The organism is Congregibacter brevis (assembly GCF_045689245.1).
Lineage (GTDB): Bacteria > Pseudomonadota > Gammaproteobacteria > Pseudomonadales > Halieaceae > Congregibacter > Congregibacter brevis.
The window spans coordinates 1417144-1443525 of the sequence record NZ_CP136865.1; the positions used below are offsets into that span (position 1 = coordinate 1417144).

The following is a 26382-nucleotide window of genomic DNA, read 5'->3' on the forward strand; positions in this document are numbered from 1 at the left end:
AGCGCTGGTAAACTGTTTGGATAAATCTGGTGTTTAATAGCGTTGATTGACTCAGGAAAGCGGTGCGTAACCCAAACTTGTTGCCGATACTCAGGTCGGATTAAAAGTGCTCCGATTGCGGTCAACACAAATCAACGGTTCTTGGGGCGACGGGGTTAACGGAGACCAAATACTTTGAAACCCATACTGGAAAGCATTGAACCTCAGGTTGATGCCTCGCTGATATCTGTAAGGCATTCCTGGCTTACGATAGACGGCTACATCGGATGGCATATGCATCCGGAGATCGAAATTGTCTATATGGTTTCTGGGCGAGGTGAGCTATATGTCGGTGATTCGATCACTAGGTTCGTCGAAGGCGACCTTATCCTGCTTGGTCCAAACCTACCGCATTGTTACAACGAAGACGAACACCTAGATACTCCATTTACTATATTGATGGTGCAGTTCGATCAAGAAGCCCTGATCAGCCCGATGTCTCGTCTTCCTGAACTCAACGGTGTTACGCAGCTGATCGATCAAGCGAGCAGAGGCCTTAAGTTCTCGGGTCTGAAGAACTCCAGCGAGGCTGATCATCTAAATGCAGCGGTCGATCAGCAAGGTTTATTGCGCCTAACCTCACTATTGCATTTATTGAACGGTCTCAGCGAAAACACCGATAGGGAGTCTCTTGCCGGCGAAGGCTTTTACACTGATCAAGGGGAGTTTTCCGCTGACAAAATGGCATTAATAGTCAACTACATTAAGCAAAATCTGCAATCCGAGATTGTGCAAAGCGATATAGCGGAACGTGTCGGCATGACCTCATCCAGCTTCAGTCGTTTTTTCCGTAACGCGGCGGGCAGAACGTTTGTTTCCTTTGTTAACCTGGTGCGAACTTCCGAAGCTTGCAGGCTGCTGGCGTTTTCGGAAGACAGCATCGCTCAAATCGCGTTTTCTTGCGGCTACCACAATTTGTCGAATTTTAATCGGCAGTTCAGAGAGTTACGTGGCACAACTCCCACGTCCTACCGAGCGGCGGTAAAGAAGACGGCGTAATGCCGCTCAATTCTGTATTGCTCAATGGGCAAATGAGTAGGAGCCAACGCCGAAGTGTCATCCTACACTTTGTTGGTGTTCGACAGTGGATGACGTAAACGCGCATGCCTTCAAGTAAGCACACCTTATGCCCCTGGCCGCACGTTCTAGATGCGGTCTTTAGTGCGTGCTTCTTCTTTGATCGTAGACGTCACGCTCGACAAGTCGGGCTGGAGTCCGGGATTGTGCTGTTGCTCTCCCGTGCGGTCATTGATCAGGCATTGGGGAAATGACACTTGAATCGACGTGACTTCCTTCATTGTGCGGCCGTTTTGGTATCGGGGGCTTCCGGTTTCTCAAGCGTGGCGCTCAGCCAAGAGCAAAGGGACTTTATCGCGAGTCGACAGGATTACGTGAAGTCGCCTGTCTCGCTGTTCAGTGAGGAGCAGCGGGAGATGTGCGCGATAATATGCGAGCACATCATTCCCGCTACAGATACGCCGGGTGCCATTGATGCAAATGTACCGTCGTTCGTCGAGTTAATGGTGAGCGACTGGTATACAAACTCTGAACGTAGCGTTTTTTTGGCGGGACTTTCGTCCGTCGAGCAGCGCTCGCAGCAGCACCACCAGCAATCATTTGCGGTGCTAGACGGCGAAGATCAGATCCAGATTCTCAAGGAACTCGAAGCCAGCGCCGCTGACTCTGTTTGGTACGCCCCCGGCCGGCGATCTTCAGAGACGATGAACGACGTTCCATTTATTTGCCAGATAAAAGAACTCACGACCTTTGGCTTTTTTACTTCAAAGCTCGGTGCCACAGGAGTTCTTCGATACAACCCGATGCCGATGCGTTTTGATGGGGCGATCCCGTTAGAGGAAGACGACAGCAGTTGGGCTTTCCAAATTGTTGGTTAACGAATACATAAACTATGCAAAGTAGCACTGAATTTGATGCCATTGTCATTGGGTCGGGAATCACAGGTGGTTGGGCCGCGAAAGAGCTTACTGAAAGAGGGCTTAAAGTGCTCGTACTGGAGCGCGGGCGGGATCTTCAGCATGGTTCAGGATACCTCGGAGAGCACGCGCCATCGTGGAAGATGACGTTCAATGGCAGGGCCGACCGGGAGGAACTCGCTAAAGATTACGAAGTGCAGTCTCACTGCTACGCAATGAGTCAGGCCAACAAGCAGTTTTGGAATGTTGACTCTGAGCATCCCTACGCTCTCGATGAGAGCAAACCGTTTGACTGGATTCGCGGTGATGTTGTTGGAGGCCGCTCGCTTATGTGGGGGCGTCAAACCTACCGGCTGAGCGAGCAGGACTTCAACGCGAATGCAAAAGATGGTCACGGAATCCCCTGGCCAGTAGGCTACGAGGACATTGCACCCTGGTACAGCTATGTTGAGAAGTTCATTGGGGTGAACGGTCGACGAGAGAATCTTCCTCAGCTACCAGACGGTGAGTTCCAAAAACCGATGCCTTGGATGGCTCTCGAAGAGACAATTAGCGATCGACTAAAAACCGCCGCGCCCGACGTTACGCTTACCAACTCACGCTCAGCCATCTTAACTGAGCCACTGCCGGGTCGATCAGCATGCCACTACTGTGGGCCTTGCGAACGAGGGTGCTCGACCGGCAGCTACTTTAGTTCGCAAAGCTCAACGCTGCCAGCAGCGAGGGCTACAGGGAATCTTACGCTCGTTTCTGACGCGATCGTGGAGCGCCTAGAGTACGACCAAAGCGCAGAGCGTATAAGCAGCGTGTATGTTGTCGACAGGAACACACGGACGCGTAAAAAGTACTCTGCAAAAGTTTTCTTCCTTTGCGCCTCGACGGTCGGCTCTACCCAACTATTGCTAAACAGCAAAAGTGAATCTTTCCCAAACGGCCTTGGTAACAAGAGCGGAACACTGGGGCATTATCTCATGGACCATAGTTTCGGAGTGAGTGGCCTCGGCGTGTTCTTCGATCATCTTGACAGCTATTACTACGGAAATAGGCCCACCGGTCTCTATATCCCACGTTTTCGGAATCTGGATGGTGCAGACGATCAAGACACTGATTTTCTTCGTGGCTACGGATTTCAAACGGGAACACTTCGAGCTGACTGGCGATTCCAGCATAACCGGCCTGGTTTTGGTGAAGGCTACAAGGAAGCGTTACGCAAACCCGGCTATTGGCTGTTCGCATTGATTGGTTTTGCAGAAACGCTACCGGTGAAGAGGAACCGGATGTATTTGAGCCGAAACAAAGTTGATCGCTACGGAATACCTCAGGTCGTATTTGACTATGAATGGCAAGAGAATGACTACAAATTGCGGCAAGATGCCAACAAACAAGCGAAGCGAATTCTCAATTCGGCGGGAGCGGCGATTGTTACAGAAGGTTCAGATGATTTGTCCACCCCTGGCCTGGGTATCCACGAGATGGGGACGGCACGAATGGGTGATGACCCTAATCAATCGGTGCTCAATAAGCACAATCAGGCGCATGGAATTCCAAACCTGTTTGTAACTGACGGGTCATTCATGGCTTCATCATCATGTGTTAATCCCTCGCTGACCTATATGGCATTTACAGCCCGAGCCTGTGCATACGCGACTGAGCTGCTTGCATCCGGAGACTTGTAAAGCCACAGAATAGTCTATGAAGAGATCTCTAAAAATAGCGGGTATTTCTTTGCTGGGCGCAATCCTAATCTGTGCCATCGCCTTTTATGTATTCCTGAAACATCACGGGCTTATACCGCGTTACGAATATGATGTGGTGGCACCGGACAAACCTGTACTGACAAGACCCGCTATTCTCGTGTTGAGCAAGACCAACGGCTTTATACACCACGATGCCCTACCCGAAGCTGAAGCAATGCTAACGCGGATTGCCAAGCATAACGACTGGAGCATGTATCACACCAAAAACGGTGCGACGCACACGCCTACATTTCTGGAGGACTTCGACGTCATTGTTTGGAACAACGTGTCAGGCGATGTTCTAGATGCTTTCCAGCGCACAGCGATGCGGAAATGGATTGAGGAAGGAGGTACGTGGATTGGTATTCACGCTTCCGGAGGCGAACTCGAGTACCGATGGGACTGGTATGTTGATGAATTGTTGGGAGCTCAGTTTGTAGGCCACACGATGGATCCTCAGTTCCAGGATGCCGAGATAACCGTTAATCCAACAGGCTCTTCGATCACGGCCCACCTCTCATCCGTTTGGAAAATTCCTAATGAAGAGTGGTATGCCTTCGATCAATCACCAAACCACGCGACAACGACGATACTTCTAACTCTTGATGAGTCCTCTTACATTACGGTCGGCGAAAACTTCTTTGGTCAGGATCGCATGCAAGGTGAGCACCCAATTACATGGAGCCATCGCCAGGGTAAAGGTAAGGTTTTTTACACGGCTATTGGGCATCAAGCTGCCACCTATCAAATTCCGGAGTTTGTGACTCTAATCGAAAACGCAATCGCATGGGGTTTGAATTAGCTTGGTGCATCTCCTCTGCGCGCATCGGCCATTATTGATTGTAGCTTGGAGATGCTCGCGAGCATTCCTACACTAGCCGTTATGGCTTCGGTTTGGATATCAGCTAGTGGATCGGCGAAAGCATGCGAAACAAGTCTGAATCTATATTTATCTTATGGCGATTTCTTGAGGGGACTCCAGTACCCATGCAAGAAATTACGTCAGCGATGAACTCAATGTACGACCAGAATAAGAACCATGTTCTTCCTTCTATGTTGTCGTTAAGAGCTGATTTGAACTCGTTGCTCGACACTAAAAAAGTAAACTTTTTCAAGAAAACGTGGCGCTGCCTGATGGAGTCCGGGGTTGAGTTGACGCCTGCTCAGGTCAATACGATGGCATCTGAGCTTAGAAGTTGTATGGCCCATGCTGATACTCTTCTCAGGAACAGAAACTTCGCAGGGAAGGTTTGCCAAACCGCCTTGGAAGCATCCGATAGTCCGACGTTGCGCGTAGCCGGACAAATGCGTGGTTGGAGTTTGACCCTTACGGTAAAGGGTTCGGGGCGCTATAACTGTGGTGACACAGAGTTAACTACGCGAGTGGGAGACTTAGTGCTGCACTCACCCGAGGCGTTTTACGACTACCGTCGTGCTTTTCAATCGACGGAGTGGGTTCACTACTGGGTATATTTCCAGACCGAGCCTCGGTTCACTCGATGGCTAAATTGGCCCGAGCTAAGCCCACATATTCACCATCTCAATGTTCCCGAAACTGACATTGAGTGTTTAACGGATATCTTTCGGAAAGCCATATCGTTTACGAAGGACGAAACTATCGTAAGTACGTCACTTCTAGCTAATCAGATAGAAGAGCTCCTCATTCGTTGCTATTCGTTTACTGAGTTGGAAAAACCCGCTGAATATGATGTCAGGGTTCAAGATGCCAAAGACTTCATCCTCGAACGTCTGGATCAAGGTATCACTATTTATGACGTCGCCGATGCTGTGGGTTTGTCCAAAACCAGACTGTCTGCGTTGTTTAAAGCAAACACAGGGCGAACCGTGTTTCAGTGGAGAGATGAACGTCGCGTGGCGGAAGCTTCAAAGTTGTTGAAGAAGACGCAGCTAAGTATCACGCAAATAGCGCGCGCAACTGGATACAATGATTCACTGTACTTTTCAAAGTGCTTTACAAAAGTAGCAAAAGTTTCACCCACCCAGTTTAGAAAACTACGTTGTGAATAGAGATATTGATTCGGAACTTCACTCGCACTTTTTAGGCGCCCAAGGAAAAAACATACTGGTCGTCTCCTGATAATGTTTATAGCCCGGACGTTTTCTGACCGAGTAGTACTCTGCAGGGATAGCGCCGGTTAAAAATACTAGAGTTAGATACATCATCATCGATGCTCCAACGGTACCGAGGCCTAGTGTGATCCACACTAAGGTCTGCTCCGATGGAAGCAGGAGTAACCAGGAAGAAACGGCGCTGATAACCAAGCCTGTCCAAACAAGCCATTCAGAAAAGTAATTGGGGTGACGGCTATAACGCCACAGTCCTACATTACAGACGCCTTTTTTGTCGTTTGAGACAAAGCGAGTTTTTTGCCGATCAGCAACTGTTTCGAGTAGGTAGGCAGTGATTAGAATCGTTATACCTATAACTTCCCATGCGGAGAACACACTGTTGCCGTTGGTGGCGAGTAAAAATCCCGGTAACGCTAAAACCGAAGTATTGGCGAGCCCCTGCACCATGATTTCCACTAACATATGGATTTCGATATTACCGTTGCCGCTTTCTTCCAACTTCAGACGCCGGTATTTGTAGCGAGGAAATTCTCGGCGAAAAATGATGCCGGTTTTTGTCGCTGCATAGAGGCCACCAATTCCCATGCGTAGACCTATGAATAGATAGGCTAAACCAGCAACCGTACGTCGGAGGATGTCGCCGTCGCCCACAGTGATGATCATTAAGCCAATTGCTGCTACGCCAAATGGCCAGGCCAAATCCACAAACGACATACGACCTGTTTGTAAGAATGGGATACATGCAACGAATGCAAACAAGATGACTTGAATACTGGCGTTGATCAAAAGCATCGAAACCAGAGTTTCATTTTGAGCGAATAATGCGATTGCCCAGACCGCTATAAAGGCAACAGACAGCTTTAGATAATGGCTCACTGAGGGCTCCCCTGACAAAGAATCAAATTGAAAACACCGGGATGTGAATTTTCACAAAAATAAATTTTGTCTCTTTCGTATGGGCGACTTTTTGGGCGCCCAACTTTCCAAGACTAATTATCTGTCGTTCTGCTTGAAATTCTCTTGTTCCATTTCGGCTCCGTTTTGATCGATTTCAGCGACCTATTTTCGCAACTAGGTAAAAATGGCGAATATTTCCTAAATAGCTGATTTAAATAGGCTTTTGACAACCTAAAAGAGCCTGTTTCGCACGGCTGCGCGAGCTTGTTATTGGAAAAACAAACGGATACTTTCACGCCGCCGATTTAATAATTCATCAACAATAGTGGTGGTAGAAAATGGACAAACTCAGCAGAACTCTTGGCGTCTTAATCGCATTCAGCGCTCACGCATCTAATGCTCAAGAAAAAATACCGGGTTCGAGTCAGAGCGAGGTTAAAGAAAATCTCGTTGTTGAAGAGGTTGTTGTTTCCGCACAGCGATCAATTCAAAGTGTGCAGGACGTACCCATTTCGATGGTGGTATTGAATTCAGACGCATTGGATCGTAACAACGTCATCGACTTCAGTGAGACGCTAGACCTAACCCCAGGAATTTCCAGCGGGGCTACTAACTCACCGGTGGCCAGAGCCTTAACTATTAGAGGTGTAGGCACCAGCGTTATTGATGGAGCCGCGCCTAGCGTGCCCATTTTCATTGACGGCGTTGCGGCAGCTTCAGTTGGCGTTGCGTTTACCACCTTAATGGATCCGCAGCAGATCGAATTGCTAAGGGGGCCACAGGGCACGCTGTACGGAAAAAACGCACCGGGTGGTGCCTACAACATCACCACCAAGGCGCCATCAACCGAACGAATGGAAGGCAAGGTTGCTGCCACCTATTCTCAGTGGGACGCAAACAACGAACCAACCACGGACCTAAGAGCGTCGGTCAATATACCAATCACTGAAAGCGTCGCCATTAGAGCGTCCGCACTGCGCGGTGACTCTGAAGGAGGTATTGATTTAGTGAGTCCCTTAGCCACAGACGACGCTACCGGTGGGAAGGACCATATAGCCGCTAGAGTTAGGCTTCTTGCAGACCTAAACGAGCAGTCTACGCTAGACCTCATCGCCAACTATCAGGATTTAGAAAACACATACAACGTGCAGACTTACGATGGCCAGGTACCTGCGACTGGTGGTTTTAGTAATATTCCCGCGACTTTCACCGATTTTGGTGATCGAGTGGTTTACAGCAACGCCGCAGGTGTATCACGAACTGATGTTAAAGATTTTTCGGCCCGCTATCAGTTGAACGCGGACTGGACAACGTTAGATGTGATCGCGGGCTACCAGGAATTTGCGACGGATGGCTTTCAGATACAGGGCGGGGATTTTCCCATTACCCCTACACCAATTTCAGAATTTGAAGTTATCAATGAGATACGCACCCTCGAAGCCCGAATCTCAAATAGCGGCGACTCCTTTGATTACCTGGCTGGCGTTTACTTAAGTGAAACCGAAAGCAGTAGCTTTATTGGGTTGGGCGGTTTCGAGTCCTTTACGGAGCAAGAGGGTAGTGATGCAGCGTTGTTTGCCAACATCACCTGGCACCTGGCCGATCAATGGGACCTAGCTACCGGGTTACGCTATGAGGATGGCACAAGAGATATAAACTCAGAAATCAACGCGCCCGGCTTTGAGCCTATCAGTCGAGAGCTGGACTTTGAACATCTGTCTTGGAGTCTGAAGCTGAACTACTTTCTGAATGAAAACACCACTGGGTACGTTGCTATCGATAACGCTTACCGCGCTGGAGGAGTTACCAGTTTTGCAGCTGGCGTGAGAGCGATAGGGGCCGCAGTGGCTGGCACTCCGCTCGATCCCGACGGCATCGTTCTCGGCTTGGCTGAGGACTTTACTGACTATGACGAAGAAGTATCTACTGCCTTCGAAGTCGGAGTAAAAGGCAGTGCGCTAGATCAAAGACTGCGGTACAACGCAGCGGCTTTTTATCAGGTGTTTGATGATTACATCACTCGAGTCGATGGTTTTGCGGTATCGAATCCACTTTTGAATCTGACAGGGGCGAGTGCATTTGCAACTAGCCTTCTCTTCAATGCAGAAGAAGTAGTTACCCAGGGCATCGAGTTCGATTTTAGCTATGCCATAACAGAAAACTGGTCCGGCAGTTTCGCAGTGGCGTATTTCGATGCGACAGTCGAGGAATTCGCCGATCGCCTATGCACGCCCAACGACAACAACGCTACCGATCTGTTTTGCCCTGCAGAGCCAGGATCTGACCTAAAGCTTCAACCCAGGTGGAACAGCAACCTGCAGTTAACGTATGTCAAAAGTTTTAGCAACGGCTGGGCCTTTAACTCCAATTTTTCATGGACTTGGAATTCCGAGGTCTCGGCGGACCTCGAGATCGAGGACTACAATGACCCTCTTAACTTTTTTAATGTGAATGCGGGTGTCAGCAACGAGAACTGGGTGCTTTCTTTATGGGCCAAAAACCTTACCGATGAAGTTGCTGTTCAAACGGTTAACCAGTTCCCCACATTTGACCCGGCGAATCCTCTTACAGTAAGTGGTCCGCTCACCTATAACGGCCGCGAGTATGGATTGACTCTCAGCTACATCTTCTAGCGCAAGCTATTAGTTTGGTAAGCGCCGGCAGGCATCGTGATCGCAATGGTTTTAGTGGACCATTGCGATCTTCTAACACTGCGTTATGCCAAGTGCGTACAACCCGGCCTAGCGTCAATTCTCCATACTCCAATAGTACGATTGTCCATGTTTCGCTACTTTATTCCATTTGAGGTTTCCGCGAGTAGTCTACAGTTAAAGCAATAACAAACAGCGAAGCAAAACAGTCTTTGAGTTAGGGCTTCGAAGAATAAGAGTGTTCTATGGGCAAGCTGATTTTTGAATCGATTGAAAGCATGTCTCAGAGTTTTTCCCTCATGAGCATGATTCCGGATACCCACGCATGGGTTAAAGATGCCAAAGGCAAGTTTGTTTATGCCAATGAGCTTCTCTGTCAGCGGTTTGGTATCCACTCCACGCAGGAAATAGCGGGGAAAACTGATTTTTGTTTATCGCCCGAAAAGTTCGCGATCTCTTACCGCGACGACGACCGACGGGTATTGAATGGAGAGTCTATTTCAGAACGGCTGGAGCTAATGTGCGGCAAAGACTCGCGAGCAGAGTGGTTTTCCACTAGTAAGTGGCCGATTGAGAACTTCAGTGGTCGCTACATTGGAAGCCTGGGAATTAGTCGTGCGCTGGAAAGTAGTGAGCGAAAGGAAACCTCACATCGCGCGCTGAATGCGGTGATGGAGTACATAAAGAAGAATTTTGACTCGCCTATCTCTATCGAATCACTCGCGAAGAACAACAATATGTCTGTCAGTGCGCTCGAACGACGATTTAGAAAGTACTTGCAGAAAACGCCAGGGCAATACATCAATCAAGTTCGCCTAAATAGCGCGCTTCAGCAGCTACTCAACACCGAAAAGAGAATAGGAACAATCGCGCTCGAAAGCGGATTTTCAGATCACAGCCACTTCACGCGTGCATTCAGTCGCTACTACGGTAAATCCCCTCGACATGTAAGAAGCAGTGTCTAGAAGCGGTTAGCGACCTGAGAAACCCCAGGCTAGGGATGGATTCGCCGTTCACTAATCTCGGCTTTATGCCTCTTGCCCGAAGAGTTCTACCCGTACGTACTGCATCCATAAACCTACTCAACACGAGATTCACTCTAAGGTCTGTCATCGGTGTCCATAAAACGAAAAATTCTTATCAGCTTATCTGTCGCGATTGTCGCGTTGATGGCTTACGTGCTTAGCACGATCATCCGCTTTGTTAGCACTCATGGTGTTGATCGTGACCAGACTGACTACCAGGAAAGACTCTACTTTCTGTGGGACTCTGTGGATTGGGTCGGCGAGCGTCCATCTCCAACACTCGACCGCGATATCGTGGAGTACTTTGGGAGTTTGTATAACCCATTAATGGAGCGAGGCCCTTATCTGGTTTCATATGCGCTGGATGAGGGAGAGAACTCGGTCGCCGTTGTATTGATTCCCGGTGGTGGGTATGTGTTTCGCTCCGAACAACGCGAAGGAATCAAGGTGGCCAAATGGCTGAACACTCATGGAATCGCGGCATTCGTACTTAACTATCGTTTGGATTTGCACCCGGCTCCAGTAAACGATGCGAGGTTAGCCATCGCCTATCTACGGCGTAATAGCTCTAAGTTCCGTATCGACCCTGGAAAAATAGGAACTATGGGATTTTCTGCCGGAGGGCACCTTGCTACAAGCCTTGTGAATCTACATAGCAAAGACACTGAGCTAGGTGTTATTCCGGCGCCGTTTACAAGTGTTTCCGCTCGGCCTGACTTTAATGTTCTGGCTTATCCTGTTATTACGTTCCAGGAGCCATATGCACAGCCTGATTCCAGAGATAACCTGGTAGGTGAATCTCCTTCTAAAGAGATGATTAAGCTACTGAGCGCGGAGTTACAAGTCGCTCCTGATACTCCGCCAACTTTCATTTGGGCGCCAGTAACAGATGAGGTGGTGCCATATCAAAACTCTCAGATCTATAGCCAAGCCTTAGCGGAGCGAGGAATCGAAAACGAACTTCACCTCTTCGATGAAGGTAAGCATGGCAGTGACTTAGCCGAGAAAGAACCCTTGGCAAGCCAATGGCCCGACATGATGCTGAAATGGTTAGACCAAACCATAGGATTGGATTGAAATGCGCAGCGTCGAAAAACCTACTTCTTTAGATGTAGCTTCGAGATAGCAAATGAGGACGAGTGTTGATGCGCATTGCGAGACTTCTAATTGACGAAAAGAGCTTCAATTCCGCATTGCCTATAAGGCAATTGAGTAGGAGCGTCCTTGGGAAGTAGGCTCTACACTCCTGCTGCACTGTCCAGTACTAGCAGAGGCTCTACTGTTCGCGTTTCTACGAAGGTATCCACTCTATGCTCAGACATCGTTTGACTCGAAACCGCTGGTTAGTAGCTGAGAGGACATTGATATGTTGAAAACCTGGCTCATACGCCTATCTGTTTTACTTAACGTTCTAACGCTGGCCGTCATAACGGTTGGAGCGATCAACCCCACGCTACTGTTTAGCGGGATGATAAACCGCTACATGGAGACCATGCGAACAACCCGTATAGGTCAGTTCTCTAGCTTTCCAGTGTCTTCCGAAGATGTGGTTTTTTTGGGCGATAGCATTACTCACGCTGGGCATTGGGAAGAAATGTTTCCAGGTATCTCCACACGAAATCGTGGAATATCAGCGGATACAACGACTCATGTGATTGAACGTTTAAGCCAAGTTACAGATGGAACACCGCGGGCGGTGTTTCTAAAAATCGGTACGAACGATTTGACGCATGGCCCAGAAGATCGCGACGTCAGCTATCAGCAATATCGACAGATACTTGAAACCATCCGCGAAGCCTCGCCTACAACCCGTCTATTTGTTCAGAGCTTGTTGCCACGCGCGGTAGAGCTCCGCGAAGAGGTCGAGGCCTACAACGCTGAGATACAGAAAATCGCCGGTGATATGGGTGCTACCTACATCGATCTCTACGACGCGTTTCTTGCTGCCGACGGCAGCATTACTGACGAACTTACCTACGATGAATTGCATCTCACTGGTGAGGGTTATCTCGTGTGGCAAGCCCAGCTCACCCCTTACGTCGACTCGCTTTAAGACTTTGCCGAAGGGCCTTGTGGCTGTGCCTACATACCCTGTAGTTCACAGCCACTTTTTTAACAACTTAGGATTCAATTGTGCCGTTTAAAGCTCGATACCTTGTAGGCGCTATCGCCTTGTTACTGCTTGTTGCGGTGGCACCCGTAGTTTTCGTGAGCTTGCACGCCCACAACAGTGGCGCAATTGAAACCGACGAGGAAATAGTCACTCTCACCTTCGACGATGGCCCGAGCCCTAGTAGTACGCTGGAACTCTTAGATCTACTGGATGAGTTGAAAGTGCCCGCGACCTTTTTTATCACGGGATCTCATGCAGAAGACTATCCAGAAATTGTGGCCGAAGCGCACAGTCGAGGCTACCAAGTCGCAAATCATGGTTGGAATCATAAACCTTTGATTCACTGGGGAATGAAGGTACCTAGTGAAGAAGTCGAGCGCACCAACCTGCTGATCAAAAGAATTACGGGGGAGAGTAGCAGTCTTTTTCGACCGCCTTTCTTGGTAGGCGGGCTTGGGCTAATGCGAACGTTATCAGCTCGAGATATTCAAATTGTTGGTGCTAACGCCAGTGGTCTTGATTGGGAGGAGAAAGACCCAACTGTTATAGCTCAAACGGTAGTCAGTGGTGTGACGCCGGGAAGCGTCATACTGTTACATGATGGCGATGGGTCAACACAAGAGAGTGGGCGACAGGCTAGCCGTCAACCGACCATTGAGGCAACTAAACTGTTAGTCAATGCCCTGCGTAGTCAGGGATACCGATTCGTTCCGCTCAGCGATCTTTTGGACTAACTTTCGAGACTTGTTGTAAAAGTCTAGACGGCGAGCGGCGACCGAATCCATAGAAAAGTTTAAGGTCGGTTATCGGCCGACAGCGGTACTCTAGGTATCGCCAAGTTAACTGGCCCAGATTAGTAGAATCTGCCGATGAATACCTATACACGCCATCGATTCCCGCCTGACATCATCAGCTACGCGGTCTGGCTGTACTACCGCTTTAACCTTAGCCATCGAGACATCGAAGACCTCCTGGCAGAACGCGGCATCACCGTCACCCGCGAATCTATACGCCTGTGGTACCCAGAGGGTACTGCCAACTTAACTGACCGATTTCGATAGACTCGGCGCATGAATACCTACAAACGCCACCGATTCCCGCCCGATATCATTTCCTATGCTGTCTGGCTCTACTACCGCTTCAATCTCAGTCACCGCGATATAGAGGATCTTTTCGCCCAGCGAGGCATCGTTGTCACCCGCGAGTCAGTCCGCCTCTGGTGCATAAAGTTCGGAGCTACTTATGCCCGCCGCCTGAGGCGCAAGCACCGCGGTTACGGCGATACCTTCCACATCGATGAGGTCTATGTGAAGATCAACGGCAAGCAACACTACCTCTGGCGCGCTGTGGATCAAGACGGTGAAGTAGTTGATGTTTATCTACAGGCCAAACGAGATGGTGCTGCAGCAAAACGGTTCTTCAAGCGCGTCTTGCGAAGCCACGGAGGGGAGCCCAGGAAAATCGTGACTGACAAGCTGCGTAGCTATGGCGTTGCCCATCGGGCGCTGATTCTTGAGACAGTCCATAGCACCGAGCGGTACGAGAACAATAGGGCTGAGCAATCACGTGAAGCGACGAGGGTGAGAGAGCGCGGTATGCGTAGATTTAAATCGGTAGGGCAAGCCCAGAGATTTTTGACTGCTCATGCCGCTGTCAGCAGTTTATTCAATCTTGGTAGGCACTTGATCACGGCTCAACACTATCGAGATCTCAGGATTGGTGCGTTCGCAGAGTGGAGCAGGGTGGTTTCTTGAGATCAGATCGACGCTAGATTCGGCCGATCTCAAGGAGTTAAGTTGCCAATACCATCCGTTCGTAGACTGCAAGAACTATCCGTGGCCACTGCGGCTCAGTGGCAAAGGGATCGTCCTCCCTCGACCTTGCGTCGAAACGGACATGCGCTTACGGACCACAAGCAGCGCGTCGGTCGCAAGACATCGGTCCATCTTTGATCTATCGACCAACACATGAACTTTCAGTGGGCTGGTTCGGAAAAAATCGAGCCTGTAACAGTTCGAAATAGCAATGCGCGGAATAGTCGCATAGTGTCTTCAACGTAGACTTGGAAATCGAAGTCTTTTTTCTAACAAAGAAAATGTGCGTTTGGAGCAATAACTTTATGTGGAAGAAAAATGTAAAGAGAACGGTAGGAACACTTCTATTTGCAATCGTTAGTCCAATTTTTGCATCCGTCTCTACCGCGCAATCGATGCAAGAAATCGAATACACAGGAGGATCGGGCTTGTCCCCATGGTATCTCGACATCTCGTTTGACCAGATCCTCAGAATGTTTTCAGGCGTAGGCGCAAACGGGCTTCCGGGCGATGGGGGGGATGCCTACGACGGATACGAAGACTATCTTGATTGTGTGGATGAAGTGGCTCCGGCCGTTCAGGCGTGTAAAAACGCTTATTCAGGAACACTGCTAGACGTATGCCAACTCTATTGGGCAGCGACTGGGGCTGATGTCGTTCGGCACGGACTCAAGTACGTATTCAAGTCGAACCTTGGGGCAGCACTAGGCGTCACAGCCCCTTACGCAACCCTTACACTTTATCAGAGTTGCGGAGATTTGGCAGACCAAGCTTTACAGTGGTGCGACTCTACTTTTGAAAACCGTGCGATCGCGAACTGTCTTGGTTACGAGTACTAAACAACCGAATAGGAGTTGCAAATCATGAGTCTTTTATCTTTACCTGAAAATGTTACATCTAATCGGAACGCAGTGAGAATGAATCGCATTTCCACAATGCTGGTCGTCGTTACTCTATCGGTAGGGGCATCATCATTCAACGTTAATGCAGCGGCCGATAACTCTCAATTGAAAGCTCTCGACGAAGCCTGGTGCTCTCGACGTGAGTTGGACAGAGAAGCTCAATCCGAGCGAAGAGCGTCGCTGGATAAATGGCGTCATGCCCATGGATACTTCCGAAAGCAAGAGCGTGACTCATACACGTTTTTTCCTGATGAGCACTTAGCGAAATTGTCGCAATCTGGTGATCTCCTGGCTTTGGACGCGCAGTACCAGCGGCTTTCGAAAGAAGGGTTGAGCGACAAGATGCCGCAGGCCGAAGCATTATTGCTGCGTGCAGCGGCCAATGGATCAACCCAAGCGTTATTGAGCCTCGGGAATTTGGCGGAAGTGTCTACCGCCGGTACGATTGAGTCGCTTCAAGGAAAACAAAACGCTTTGAAGTTCTACTTAACGGCTTGGCGACGGGGAGACTTTTATGGCGCACGCAAGGTAGATGCGCTAGTCGAGTCTCTCGGAGAGCGTCTAACCGTAGAGGACGTAAGAAAACTGGAGGCGGACTCCAACGAGCTGTATTTTTCGCTGAGTGAAATTCGTCGAGAGCTAAATTTGGAACCCTTTGATAATTCGCACTCGAAGTCAGTTTTAAATAAGTTTTCTCGGGATGTTGCTGCTGCAAGCTTGTCGTCTCGGCTAGATCTCTTTGACTTAAAGGAGGATCTACCGTCGTCGCCGTGTGTTGTCAGCAGTATAGCTGCCTTAAAAAAGACACACTAATCGTCATGGTTTTGCATGTAACGTCGAGCGCCGTAGCTTTGGTTATTGCTCGGCGTTGCAGTTAACCGTTACCCTTAAAGACTGGAATGCGAACCTCAGAGTTAGTCGCTTTCCGGCGTAGGATTTTTGAGCCGCTAACTATTCTTCCTTCATCTTATTCGCTATGCCCCTAGGGGGTTACTTCCGAACTCAACTCTCTCGTCGAGTGCATGTTCTGTTGTGGGTAATCTGGCGGTTGCGTTACTGGATCAAAACTGAAGTTATCAATCATCAGGGGCCGTGGAAGAGCTTTGAGGCCGTCGAATATGCCACGCTGGTCTGGGTCGATTGGTACAACTAACAACGCCTTCACGGATTGATTGGTCAGGTTCCCCCGATCGAGAATGAGCAGGCATACTTTGAGCAACAGGGGCAGCCTGACTTACACAAAACGGTCTCCTGAAAACCCGGGGCGATTCATTCTCAGTGACGCGCCTCAGTGATAAGAGGGAAACTTTTGTAACGAGTAATCTTTCAATAGCTAGATGCCCCCGTCGTACGTCCTACCCGGTCCCATAGACACCGCTTTGACTACCTGGGTTAGCTCTCTACCGTCGACTTCTCGGATATCTGTTGCAAAGCTTCTGGGTCACTGTTTACGTATCTCTTTAACAATCTCTGCAGTCGTGCATTTGAAGATGTTTGAAAGTATGTAGAAGTCAGAATGAACAGGCTGACTACTACAAAGACCACGGAGACTGAAACTGTCGATTGCGGAAACCAGCCAATACCAGCATCGTTAGCAAAAAATATGCCACCAACGATGAGTAAGCCCCACGCAAAACCCTTTAGTCCATGCCGCCGCCCGTCGAGATTCTTGACGGCTTCTATTTCTTTTGGTGTTAGTTTCATTTGAGCATACCACCGTTCTAATGTTGGTCATTTTGGGAGTCTACCCGGAAACAAGGGACTGTGCCTGATTCTTGGAAAAGCACCTTTACGTGATGCCCCACGACTCCCTTTCTCAGTGCGGGCGGATGGCTACCTATGGTGTGGAGAGTTTAGCTGAGGCCTCTCTTTCGCGAAAGTGAAAGGCGTATTGGTCGTAACAGTATTTATTTAAACTGGGTTTGGTAAAGCCCCAGAAGTGCGGATCAGTAGCCCGAAGAGATCGACGTGTCCAAGAGCTATGCTCAGTGCGGTGGTGAGATGCAAAAGCTACGTAGCATGCGCAGCAGCATGTTAGCGTCGGTCTTGTCCCTTCGTACTTTTTGACTACAGTCATATCATCTCTAAAAAAACGGTGAACAATTACCTATCAGCAGTCTCGATTAGCCCGATAACTTCAGACGCGAAGTCTCTCGAATCGAATCTCGCTGGTGCTCCCATACGAATGGCGGCTCGTAGCAGCGCACGAGATACCTACCTTAATCCTCCCATTTAAAACGGTTGTTTCATGTGGAGGGTTAAGCCGCAATCATTAGCAGTCTCGGCGGCACGCCGCCAATTGCGGTGTTCGTTCTCTCGTTGTTGTATTGCCAAAGCCATTCCGTCGCTAAAGCTTGAGCATGATTCAGGGACGCCAACGAGTGTAGATCAAGTCACTCATGCCTAACGGTTCGGTTAGGGTACTCAATGTACTCGTACTGTGTCGGATTGCCTGACTGGATAAAAATCAACATAGTTCGATGATCGTTGGCCCATGCTATCAAAGCCTCTGAAATGCACTCCGGGTCATTCTCACAGCGAGCTGCAGGGGTTTTGCGTAAGACGCCGTAGTCAATCGGCGAAAAGCACATTCTTACCATCCAATTTTGCTTGGTAGCAATAGCAGGTCTCGCTAAGGCCGTACACGAAGCCTGCGAGAGGAATATTGATGTCGTGCTTTGCGACGCCTCGGCTGGCAATTTCGCGGCGAACGGATGGCCTTACAACTTTCCCTAGAGGGCTTCCTGGCGCAATTCGGACTCGCGGCGCTCTATGGCGTAATTCTTGTTGAGCTTCGCTTTCTTTGCTTCCTGCTCCTAAAAGCGCGTCATGATAGAGGCCTCCATGCCGCCACACGTCTAAAGAGACGTCCGACGTAAGGACAACGTGCATCTAGCTAAAATGTCGTGAAATGGCTTAGCATAGGTGGGCCGACACATGACTATTGCATGCTTGAAGAAAGCGATCCTTGAACGAGAGAGACGCGTGGAAATGCTAGCATCTCAAATGGGGTGTTTGATCAACCTCTATTGTTTGCGACCACAGCTGGTCGTCTAATGGAATCCTAGGGATGCCGAAAGGCTACGAGGCATAATAATGGCCAAGCTCATTAATCATGGTCAGAACTCCACCGTTTACCTTCGAGGCCACCACGTTATCGGGAGAGATCCCCAGTATGCAGACTTAACGCTACATACTGCTGGCTGCTCGCGTGTTCACGCTGTTATCGAGTGGTCGAGCGAGGGGTGGTTGATCAGAGATCTGAGCCTTAACGGAACTTGGATAAACGGATGCCCGGTTAGCAAGCGTGAACCCGTGGCGCTATCTAAGGGCGACAACATAGCTTTTGGAAGTTCGACGTCTGAACCGTGGTGCCTTAATGATGCTACGGCGCCAATAGACCTTCTTGTAGGTGAGACTGCAGAAGCAAGGACACTGGCTCTAGAGGACTACCTTTTGCTGCCTGGAGACGATGATCCCTACACACTCCTTTTTGACGCGGCTCGAGGCGGATGGCTTTTATACTCTTCGAGTGAGCCGCAAGAAATCGGGGGGCCGTACACACATGGTTCTGAGGTCATTGTGGCAAAACGCAGATGGCGCTTGTTTCTCGCAAACGCACACTCGATAACTCCAAATAACTATTGCAGAGAGAGATTACCCGCACAGATACATCTTTCTATTCGTCTGAGCAAAGATGAAGAGGTAACTGAGATCGACGCTGTTTTCCATGGCGAGACCCATGCGTTGGGCGACCGGTCACACCACTATCTCGTCGCTCATCTTGCCCGCGTGAAAGCTGCTCATATCGCGGATGGGCTTGATGAGCCAAGTGCTGGATGGATAGAAAAGGAGCAGTTGACCCGAGACCTTGGGGTTAGCTCGAACCATCTAAATCTACAGATTCATCGAGCACAAAAGCACGTTTGCGATGCACTTAGGGTCACGCCAAAGTTTGCAAACGGGTTGTTCGAAAAGCGCAGGGGGCGAGTTCGTTTGGGCGTAGCATCATGCGACGTGCATAAAGGTGGGGTGTTGCTTGCCGAGTTAAGATGCAGCGGCTAGCGACCAATTAAACCGGACTCATCAAATCGCTTTGAGATTATCCGCCCCCTAGGGCGAGGTGGGTATGCGGATGTTTATTTAGCGAATGATAATCTACTTGAGCGTAAGGTCGCCTTAAAGCAGATACGTTTTGATCGCAGGACCACTGCCGAAGGGGAGGCTATTCTGGCAGAGGCGTTAGCCGCTTCAAAGGTGGCACATCCCGGACTCGTCGAGGTGTTCGACGCGCTAGTGTATAAAGGTCGGCCTACGATTGTTATGGAGTTTGTGGACGGCGCTACCTTGAAAATTAGCGCTGTGACCGAGGATTGGAGTCTATTGGTCCGCGTCACGATTTTGCTAAAAATTGGAGATGCTGTTCACGCACTGCACCAAGCCCACATTGCGCATGGGGACTTAAGGCCGGAGAACGTGCTTGTTACTTCCGACAAGCGAGCCAAGCTTCTCGACTTCGGTATTAGCACCGCGTCTTCTCACTCCAAACCAATAGACGACAATATTGTGGGCGCACGCAGGTGGGAGCGAAGTAGGCTGAAAGATATTCAGGCGCTAATTGATCTAGCTACCTACACTATTCCTCCGAAGTTTAGAACAGCGTTTGCTGGCTCTATGATTTCAAGCCTAGATACCGTTAATACTACGAATGAGTTTTGCGACTGCTTGAGAGCGATTGCTGATAATGAAGCCCAGATGCCAACTGTTCCTTCAAGGATTACTGGAGGACCCAGCTGGCGTATTGCTCTAATGGCTGTAGTTTTGATCATAGCTGGCACACTCGCCTGGGTGTGGTCTAACGTTAAACCTACTCGCTCTGAAGCGACATCGGTTGCGGTAACAGAAACTTTGTTTCAAGACGCTGGGCTACTTCCTGAAAAACAAAAGCACCTTATAGATTTTTCGTTACGTTCTGCCGTGGAATCCGCCGTATTACGGGCGACCGATCTTGCCCTCTACCAGAAGCATGGCGATATCCCAGATGCGGAGCGATCTGCAGCAAATATAGAAAAAAAAGGAGGACCTTTTTCAGTTGTGATAAAGCCGGTTGTCGAATGCAATTCTTCGGCTAATTGCACTGTGGTTTTTAGGAAAGAAACTCCTACTGGTAAGTTGCTTGCCACAACGCAACGCGGGCCTTTCGTAGCTGAAGGAGGCGCCGCATTGTTTAATCTGGCAGAGCATCTTATCTCTCAGGAACTTTTTCACGCCTCAGCAATAGTTAACAAGAATTCAGTTAGCGACGAGAATCTTAGTAGGTATTACGAACTTTATGTTCAGGCTCATTTCGAGGGGGGTAGCTGCGTAACCATAATCGCGGACATTAATCTTCTCAAGATCGATGCTCCTAGCTTTCCGCTTCCGTACCACCTAGGAGCTCATTGCGCTCTTGAGATTTTTTACGAGACTGGAGACAAGGTCCCCGCGCGAGAGCAGGTGGCTGACTTGCTAGCTTTTATGCTGACACAAGATAACGAATCGCCTGGGAACTTCGATCCAGTGATAAAGAGTTTCGCGGAGCTTGGGGATATAGAGGCAGCTATCAAGACTTTGGATCGCGCGAAGGCGTCGGGCGCCACATGGTGGACACTCACACAATGGAGTGCGCATATTCATTACATAAAAGGGGAGTATGGGCGAGCTCAGGAGCTTTATCAGCAGTTGCTCGATGTATTTCCTGCCGCCTCGGTGTACACGAATGCTGCCTTAGCAGCATATTACAATGGAAACGTTGAAAGCGCTGTAGCGATTGCTGAGGAGAGTCTTCAGAAATTCCCGAAACGCGCGAAAACGCATAACTTCTTGGGGATGATGTACCTCAATCAAGGCAACGTGGAATCGTCTATAGAGTCTTTAGAGCGCGCCCTTTCACTGAGAGATGTTACGCATTACCGGAGTAATCTCGGGTTAGCCTACCTGATTTCCGGGAACTGGGAGAAATCTGCGGTACTATTGAGGGCAGCAGTGGACAGCGACCAGGTTACACCCATGGCGACCCTCAACTACGCTGACGCACTCAATCTCTTGGGCGAGCGTGAAGAGGCTTTCAATAGCTACATGAAGCTTACGGAGGTATTGAGCGTGAGTGCCCCTTTAGAGCATCAGCTGTCTCGCGCCCAAGCACTAGCGCACTTAGGGCGCGCGCAGATGGCGATTAATCTGATTAATGATCTAAGAGCTGCGCACGGCACTTCATCGGATCTCAACTACGCAGCAGCCACAGTTTTTGCGGTAGCAGGTGATCTTAACAGTGCGGCGGCAGCTGTCGAAAGTGCTATGAACGAGGGTTTAAGCAGCCACTGGTTTCGGTTCCCATGGTTCGATCCACTCTGTATTGAGCCCAACTTACCAACCTTTGGCGACACCGCTTTGTGTCTGTCTCAGGTTGGGTCGCGAGCTGTGTCGAACTAGTCCGGCCGTCCGACGCTCCCTTGTGGATCGGCTGAAGCGTAGATATCGCAAGCTCCAGAATCCATATCTGTACGCATAGCAGCGAAGCTAAACTTAAAGTTCTCGCCCACATCGTCTAAGCAAGTTATGCGGGTGACCATGGTTGTCTGATCTGCGCCCAATGAAAAATCAAAACAATTTTTCACGTCTCCGTGACCATGGGCAAACAGAAATCCCGGGCTATGAAACCGCCAAGCGGTCGTCGATGTTTGAACCAAGCGATCAATTTCAACCACTAGTATTGCCGCCTCGTTCCGTCGCTCCGCCAGCGGAGTGCTTTTGCTAAATGCAACATCGAGCTCTGTTACATGGGCTCCGCTGGATTCACTCGTGCAAACAAAGGCCCAGTCATCTGCTTTCCCGTTAACAGGTAGGCGTGGGGTTAACACAAAATGGAGTACTCGGCTTTCGCCCTGTGGCACACGTATTTCCATGACTATTTGCTCCTAATCAAATGTTAGTCAATCTTATGGATTTCGTGACTGCGCCGCTATTTCGGTTCAATACGAGTTATTTCAAAGCATTACAGGCTGCAATTTCGCCAATAAACACTCGAGATTGTGTTGGAAAATTTCCTGGCTCTTTAACTGGACTTCCCCCTGTGCGCCTGACACTTTCGAGCATTTTTTTGGACTTTCCCCTCTACGCCTGACACTTCCGAGCTATTCTTTGAGCATAGGAGGAAGTCATATGAGCAAGCAAGAGCAGGTCGTCCTCCAGAAAGGAGACAAAGCTTCCTTTTGAACATATAAGGCGATTTCATGGTGTAGGACCGAAAGAAACGCGCCAATTGATCTTCCGATCGAGGAGGCTGGTGAAGGGAAGCTCTTCGAGCTCGAAGGCCATCTTTTGCGTCCTGATGGCGCGGAGCCGCGCACAATTCTCTATGATCGTGAGCGTGGCCGATGGATCCTGTATTCGCGGGACAACCCGAGACAGATCGATGGGCCATATTCGCACAGTGACGAAATTGTTGCGGGTTGACTTAGATGGCTCGTGTTCTTGGCGAATATCGATTCGATGCCGCCGTCAACGCCAAATAGTGAAGCTGCACCCGCCGAAATACATCTGATGATCCGTCTGAGCGAAGATGAACAAACTACCGAGATGGTGGCTCTACATCGTGGCTCTTGCTTTGGTAATCGCGCCCGTCAACAGATCGACACTTTATTTACTTGTAAAAAAACTTGCTTCAAATACATATATCCGGTTTTCATCATTTACTTGCATAACACTCCGCACGGAATCCCTAAGATCAACCGTATTGGCTTTAGGATCTATCGTTAGGTAGGCTCCGTACTTTTCTAGCAACAGCGAAGCCAATCCTGAGCTAAACCCGTTTTTCATCATGGTAATTTTTTGCTCGTCCTCTGTCCCGTACTTGATCTTCTTGTAAAATTTTTCGTCTAGTAGTTCAAGGTCGTTCAGGACTTCAACAAATTTCATGATCTGGTTATCAAGAAAATCCTGCTCCTCCTTGATACGGACGATGGCCAAATTAACTTTCTCCTTTCCGGATTTTTCGCTCACATCAACCCATCGCTCCCTGTGGCTTCCAGGCCGGGCTGTGTCACCCCACTTGTCCACATAAACGAGCGAATCATCGACGCGATCCCAGTAATCAAGGAATCTGCCAATCATTTCACTGTAAGAGGCATTTCGCATACGCCACCTGAGAAACATGCGATAAAAGCGTTTGGCGCTGCTCTCCGATAATCTCTGCAAGGCTTGGTGTTTGTCTTCATGAATATGGACTACAAACGCCAAATGAAGGACTTCCATCAACTCCTGTGTGTCTTCAATCATGAAGTCGCTGGCCCCAATCTCGTCCAGCAATTTGGAAATTTCTGCTTCACATTCGAGAATACTGAACTCTGTTACGTTATTAACGTAACAGAGCTTCCCAAGATCAGTGGTGGCGTAAGCAACCTCTTTGCCCGTAATACCAGGCTCAAGGTTTTCAAGAACCTGGTTTGCCCTGTCAATTTCACTACGGTTTTCGTCTGTAATATCAACAACCTCAAGGAGAACATTGTCCAGATTGTCCTTGATAGTCTTGTCTGCCTTCACTCGCTCCCGGATGAATTTCTCAATGTTGGCATTGGTACCCATATATTTCGAAGCGACAAGATAGACTTCCGGCTCCAGCTTTGAAAGCGACCCGGTTGTGGGGTTAAAAAGTTCGCTGAACCGACATATCCTTCCGACCAGATTTTTGAACTGTGGAGCGGATAGATATCCAGGGCCTTTCCTGCATTCAAGCAAAAACAGCTTGTCAGCAGGGATATTAACCCCTTCAAGCAATGTTGAGCTCGACACTACATACCGTATATCAGGAATAGTGGAATACAGGTTTTCAATATAAAGCTTCACCACATCAGGGACAGAGCCATGATGATAAATAACGCCCCGCTTGAGGCAATCAAGCAAACCGTAATCCGTGTGAAGAAAGCTGGAGATATCCTCGCTGGCAGCAATCAGCTCTGCATTGTCCAATGATGCCAATTCCCCTGCTAAAGACATGGCAAATCTTTCCAGCCTTGGCGGAGAATTAAGATAGACAATATTCTTGTTACTGGAATATTTGTTCAGAAATGCTGTTTCGTTACCGCGCAACCGAACTGGAACCGTAATGAATTCATCCAGATACTGATCGTAGAGCTTCAGTTTCCTCTCACCCTCATCCCGAAGATCGACAACGTGATAGCGCTCGGTCTTCAAATGCTCACTAATACGAAATTCCGTATAGTTTCGATCCAAGTAACGCGTGGCAAGATTATCGGCATCAACAAGAAAAGGTGTTAAAAAGCTGAACGAAGTGTTATCGCTACGCTTGCCAAGTAGTGCTATGACTTTGGCGAGCAGCAGGTTCCTTTGATCGCCTGACAGGAGGTTGTGGGCCTCATCAATAAACACGTAATCAAACGCAAGGGTCCGATCATTCTGAATAATACGGAGTAGCCGTTCCTGCGTCAGGACGGCGACAAATCCCCTATCACCTTCATTGTACATTTCAGGGTGGGTGATAATCTTCCGACGGGCCGTCCCTTCATCGAATCCGTGCAGCACCCTTTTCCTTGTCTGGGCAAGAAGCGCCTTGGTCGGAACCACCATGGCTATGGTGGCAGCCGGGCGGTCGTTGCAAAACCGGACAAACAGTTCCGATTTTCCGTAGGAGGTGGGCGCAATAACCGCCACACCATCATCGGCGTGCTCGCCGAAATATTTGTTAAGTCCTGCCTGCTGTGAAGTCAGGTGGATTCCATTATAGCTGTAGGTTTCGCCATAGCTTGAAAGGAATGTACTAAAAAAATCTTCATCAAAATAATGCGAAAGCTCTTCCCTGTTTTCAATGGCTTTTGCGATTGGGATATAGCCCTTCCCGATGGCAATGTCATAAAGAGGTTTATAGTCATCTGTCAAATTGGAATAGAGAACAATAATCCTGTACCCCATATCCTGGGTGTTTTCATCACCGGCATTTATCAGGATCACAGCAATTTTCAAAAGCGCCTCACGCTCATTGCTCGCAAGCTCCTCCCGCAGAAGCAGTTTTTTATAGAGATCAAAAATCTCAGTGTTTTTAAGTGTTCTGAGAGTAATGCCCGTCACTGTTCGGCCTCACTCTCGAGGAAAGCGGCCACTAGCTCGTATGTTTCTTTCTGGATGGAAAAGACCATCACTTCCCCGAAAAGCTCTTCTTCGAGAATTTTCTTTCTCTTTTCTTTTATCTCCTCAACCAAAACAGGATCGGATGTATGTTTATATGTAACCGAAACCAGGATGACATTTTTTTCGCTGCCATCCTGCTCCTCATCTGATGCTTCCTGGTAGCACTCTTCTAGTATTTCATTGATACGGTCCTTGACTGTGCCAGTAGACAAAGCCTGTCTTGCACCGTTTATGGCGTTAAGCCAGATATGCGTTTCGTTATCGGCAAATCTGTTTTCAAGATCATTTTTGGCTGTATTCAGTAACGCCTTGTTGAAGGTATTTGCGCTTTTTGTACCAGCACTGCCGGATTTAACTTCCGTAACCCACATCTTTTCCAGATTTATATCGAAGACAATAAGATCAAAGCCTTTCTTGATGCTGCTTTCTTCCATATTGAAGAAAGGGTTGGCAGGCTCAAGCTCCGGACAGGCTTTTAATAGCAAAATGTGAGTAAGCAGCTCCCCGATCATCCCTTTTTTGGTGTTCTCGGTTTTTGGCGCGTACCGCTTGTTAAATTCCTTCAGGGTCTCCCGGTAGGACGCGACGATGCTTCCGGAGGAGGCTATATCTGGACCGTGGCAAATAGCTGAAAGCCTCTCCCTGATTTCAGCTTTAAGTTCATCCGAAAAAAAGTCGATAAGGCAAGCCGTTGCAGAGTTCTTTCTCGTGACTGATACGCCTTTGATCATGCTATGAATGATTTCCCAAAAACAGTTTAGTCGGTACGTTGGCTTCTGCTACGCGGCCGACGAGCGCACGAAAGTTGGGCAGACAACAGTATTTGGGAAAATATTTTGCTATGTATTGTACGCTGCTCATTCGTGGGCACCTGTATGCACTTGTCGATGTCTCAATGACTGACGTAGCGACTCTGTCGGGCGTTTAGTAGGTTTTTACTGACAAGTGCTCGCGACATTCTCCGCAGTCAGTTGGGAGCTTCAATCATTTGGTCGCAT

20 protein-coding genes and 2 pseudogenes are annotated in these 26382 nt (G+C 49.0%); 17 read left to right on the plus strand and 5 right to left on the minus strand.

Annotated features, from left to right (window positions below):
• Positions 1 to 174: 174 nt before the first annotated feature.
• The 5 genes from R0137_RS06265 to araC all read left to right on the plus strand — a co-directional run bounded on the left by R0137_RS06265 (position 175) and on the right by araC (position 5737).
• Positions 175 to 1038 (plus strand): AraC family transcriptional regulator, encoded by an 864-nt coding sequence (locus R0137_RS06265; protein WP_407329390.1) that lies wholly within the window; start codon positions 175 to 177, stop codon positions 1036 to 1038.
• A gap of 275 nt (positions 1039 to 1313) precedes the next feature.
• Entirely contained in the window at positions 1314 to 1934 is a 621-nt protein-coding gene (locus tag R0137_RS06270) for a gluconate 2-dehydrogenase subunit 3 family protein (protein ID WP_407329392.1), read from the plus strand.
• Between the two features lie 14 nt (positions 1935 to 1948).
• On the plus strand, positions 1949 to 3649 hold the full coding sequence (locus R0137_RS06275; protein WP_407329394.1) for a GMC family oxidoreductase: 1701 nt from the start codon (positions 1949 to 1951) through the stop codon (positions 3647 to 3649).
• Positions 3650 to 3665: 16 nt separating this feature from the next.
• Entirely contained in the window at positions 3666 to 4511 is an 846-nt protein-coding gene (locus R0137_RS06280) for a ThuA domain-containing protein (RefSeq protein WP_407329395.1), read from the plus strand.
• Positions 4512 to 4843: 332 nt separating this feature from the next.
• Positions 4844 to 5737, plus strand: a complete 894-nt coding sequence (araC, locus tag R0137_RS06285) for an arabinose operon transcriptional regulator AraC (protein WP_407329397.1) — start codon at positions 4844 to 4846, stop codon at positions 5735 to 5737.
• Between the two features lie 18 nt (positions 5738 to 5755).
• On the opposite strand, the gene R0137_RS06290 is transcribed toward araC, so the two are convergent.
• Positions 5756 to 6676, minus strand: a complete 921-nt coding sequence (locus R0137_RS06290) for a DUF1295 domain-containing protein (protein WP_407329399.1) — start codon at positions 6674 to 6676, stop codon at positions 5756 to 5758.
• Between the two features lie 359 nt (positions 6677 to 7035).
• Between R0137_RS06290 and R0137_RS06295 the strand changes: the two genes are divergently transcribed.
• The 10 genes and pseudogenes from R0137_RS06295 to R0137_RS06340 all read left to right on the plus strand — a co-directional run.
• Positions 7036 to 9330 (plus strand): TonB-dependent receptor, encoded by a 2295-nt coding sequence (locus tag R0137_RS06295; protein ID WP_407329400.1) that lies wholly within the window; start codon positions 7036 to 7038, stop codon positions 9328 to 9330.
• 263 nt (positions 9331 to 9593) lie between these two features.
• Positions 9594 to 10313, plus strand: a complete 720-nt coding sequence (locus R0137_RS06300; protein WP_407329402.1) for a helix-turn-helix domain-containing protein — start codon at positions 9594 to 9596, stop codon at positions 10311 to 10313.
• Between the two features lie 150 nt (positions 10314 to 10463).
• Positions 10464 to 11450 carry an alpha/beta hydrolase gene (locus tag R0137_RS06305; RefSeq protein ID WP_407329404.1) on the plus strand — a complete coding sequence of 329 codons (987 nt, stop codon included), beginning with the start codon at positions 10464 to 10466 and terminating at the stop codon, positions 11448 to 11450.
• A 289-nt stretch (positions 11451 to 11739) separates the two neighbouring features.
• Positions 11740 to 12426, plus strand: coding sequence for a GDSL-type esterase/lipase family protein (locus R0137_RS06310; RefSeq protein WP_407329406.1), 687 nt, complete (start codon positions 11740 to 11742; stop codon positions 12424 to 12426).
• Between the two features lie 80 nt (positions 12427 to 12506).
• Positions 12507 to 13220, plus strand: a complete 714-nt coding sequence (locus R0137_RS06315; protein WP_407329408.1) for a polysaccharide deacetylase family protein — start codon at positions 12507 to 12509, stop codon at positions 13218 to 13220.
• 135 nt (positions 13221 to 13355) lie between these two features.
• A complete protein-coding gene (locus R0137_RS06320) occupies positions 13356 to 13547 on the plus strand; it encodes a hypothetical protein (RefSeq protein ID WP_407329409.1) in 192 nt (63 codons plus the stop codon).
• 9 nt (positions 13548 to 13556) lie between these two features.
• Positions 13557 to 14240, plus strand: coding sequence for an IS6 family transposase (locus R0137_RS06325; RefSeq protein ID WP_407329411.1), 684 nt, complete (start codon positions 13557 to 13559; stop codon positions 14238 to 14240).
• 365 nt (positions 14241 to 14605) lie between these two features.
• Positions 14606 to 15139 carry a hypothetical protein gene (locus R0137_RS06330; RefSeq protein ID WP_407329413.1) on the plus strand — a complete coding sequence of 178 codons (534 nt, stop codon included), beginning with the start codon at positions 14606 to 14608 and terminating at the stop codon, positions 15137 to 15139.
• 24 nt (positions 15140 to 15163) lie between these two features.
• Complete coding sequence (locus R0137_RS06335) at positions 15164 to 16015, plus strand: hypothetical protein (protein WP_407329415.1); 852 nt, start codon at positions 15164 to 15166, stop codon at positions 16013 to 16015.
• A 250-nt stretch (positions 16016 to 16265) separates the two neighbouring features.
• A pseudogene (locus R0137_RS06340) lies at positions 16266 to 16457 on the plus strand (integrase core domain-containing protein); the annotation flags it as partial.
• 1003 nt (positions 16458 to 17460) lie between these two features.
• On the opposite strand, the pseudogene R0137_RS06345 reads toward R0137_RS06340, so the two are convergent.
• A pseudogene (locus R0137_RS06345) lies at positions 17461 to 18054 on the minus strand (integrase core domain-containing protein); the annotation flags it as partial.
• A gap of 244 nt (positions 18055 to 18298) precedes the next feature.
• Here R0137_RS06345 and R0137_RS06350 point away from each other — a divergent pair.
• Positions 18299 to 19267, plus strand: a complete 969-nt coding sequence (locus R0137_RS06350) for an FHA domain-containing protein (protein WP_407329416.1) — start codon at positions 18299 to 18301, stop codon at positions 19265 to 19267.
• Between the two features lie 39 nt (positions 19268 to 19306).
• The gene (locus R0137_RS06355) at positions 19307 to 21673 is read left to right on the plus strand and encodes a protein kinase domain-containing protein (protein WP_407329984.1); all 2367 of its coding nucleotides are present in this window, start codon (positions 19307 to 19309) and stop codon (positions 21671 to 21673) included.
• Here the strand turns inward: R0137_RS06355 and R0137_RS06360 are convergent.
• The 3 genes from R0137_RS06360 to R0137_RS06370 form a co-directional block, all read right to left on the minus strand.
• Entirely contained in the window at positions 21670 to 22146 is a 477-nt protein-coding gene (locus R0137_RS06360; RefSeq protein WP_407329418.1) for a hypothetical protein, read from the minus strand. The two genes, R0137_RS06355 and R0137_RS06360, sit on opposite strands and share 4 nt — an antisense overlap.
• A gap of 733 nt (positions 22147 to 22879) precedes the next feature.
• The gene (locus tag R0137_RS06365) at positions 22880 to 25324 is read right to left on the minus strand and encodes a DEAD/DEAH box helicase (protein ID WP_407329420.1); all 2445 of its coding nucleotides are present in this window, start codon (positions 25322 to 25324) and stop codon (positions 22880 to 22882) included.
• Positions 25321 to 26115: a Hachiman antiphage defense system protein HamA gene (locus R0137_RS06370; RefSeq protein ID WP_407329422.1), complete on the minus strand. Its 795-nt coding sequence runs from the start codon at positions 26113 to 26115 to the stop codon at positions 25321 to 25323. Before R0137_RS06370 ends, R0137_RS06365 begins: the two co-directional genes overlap by 4 nt.
• Positions 26116 to 26382 lie beyond the last annotated feature (267 nt).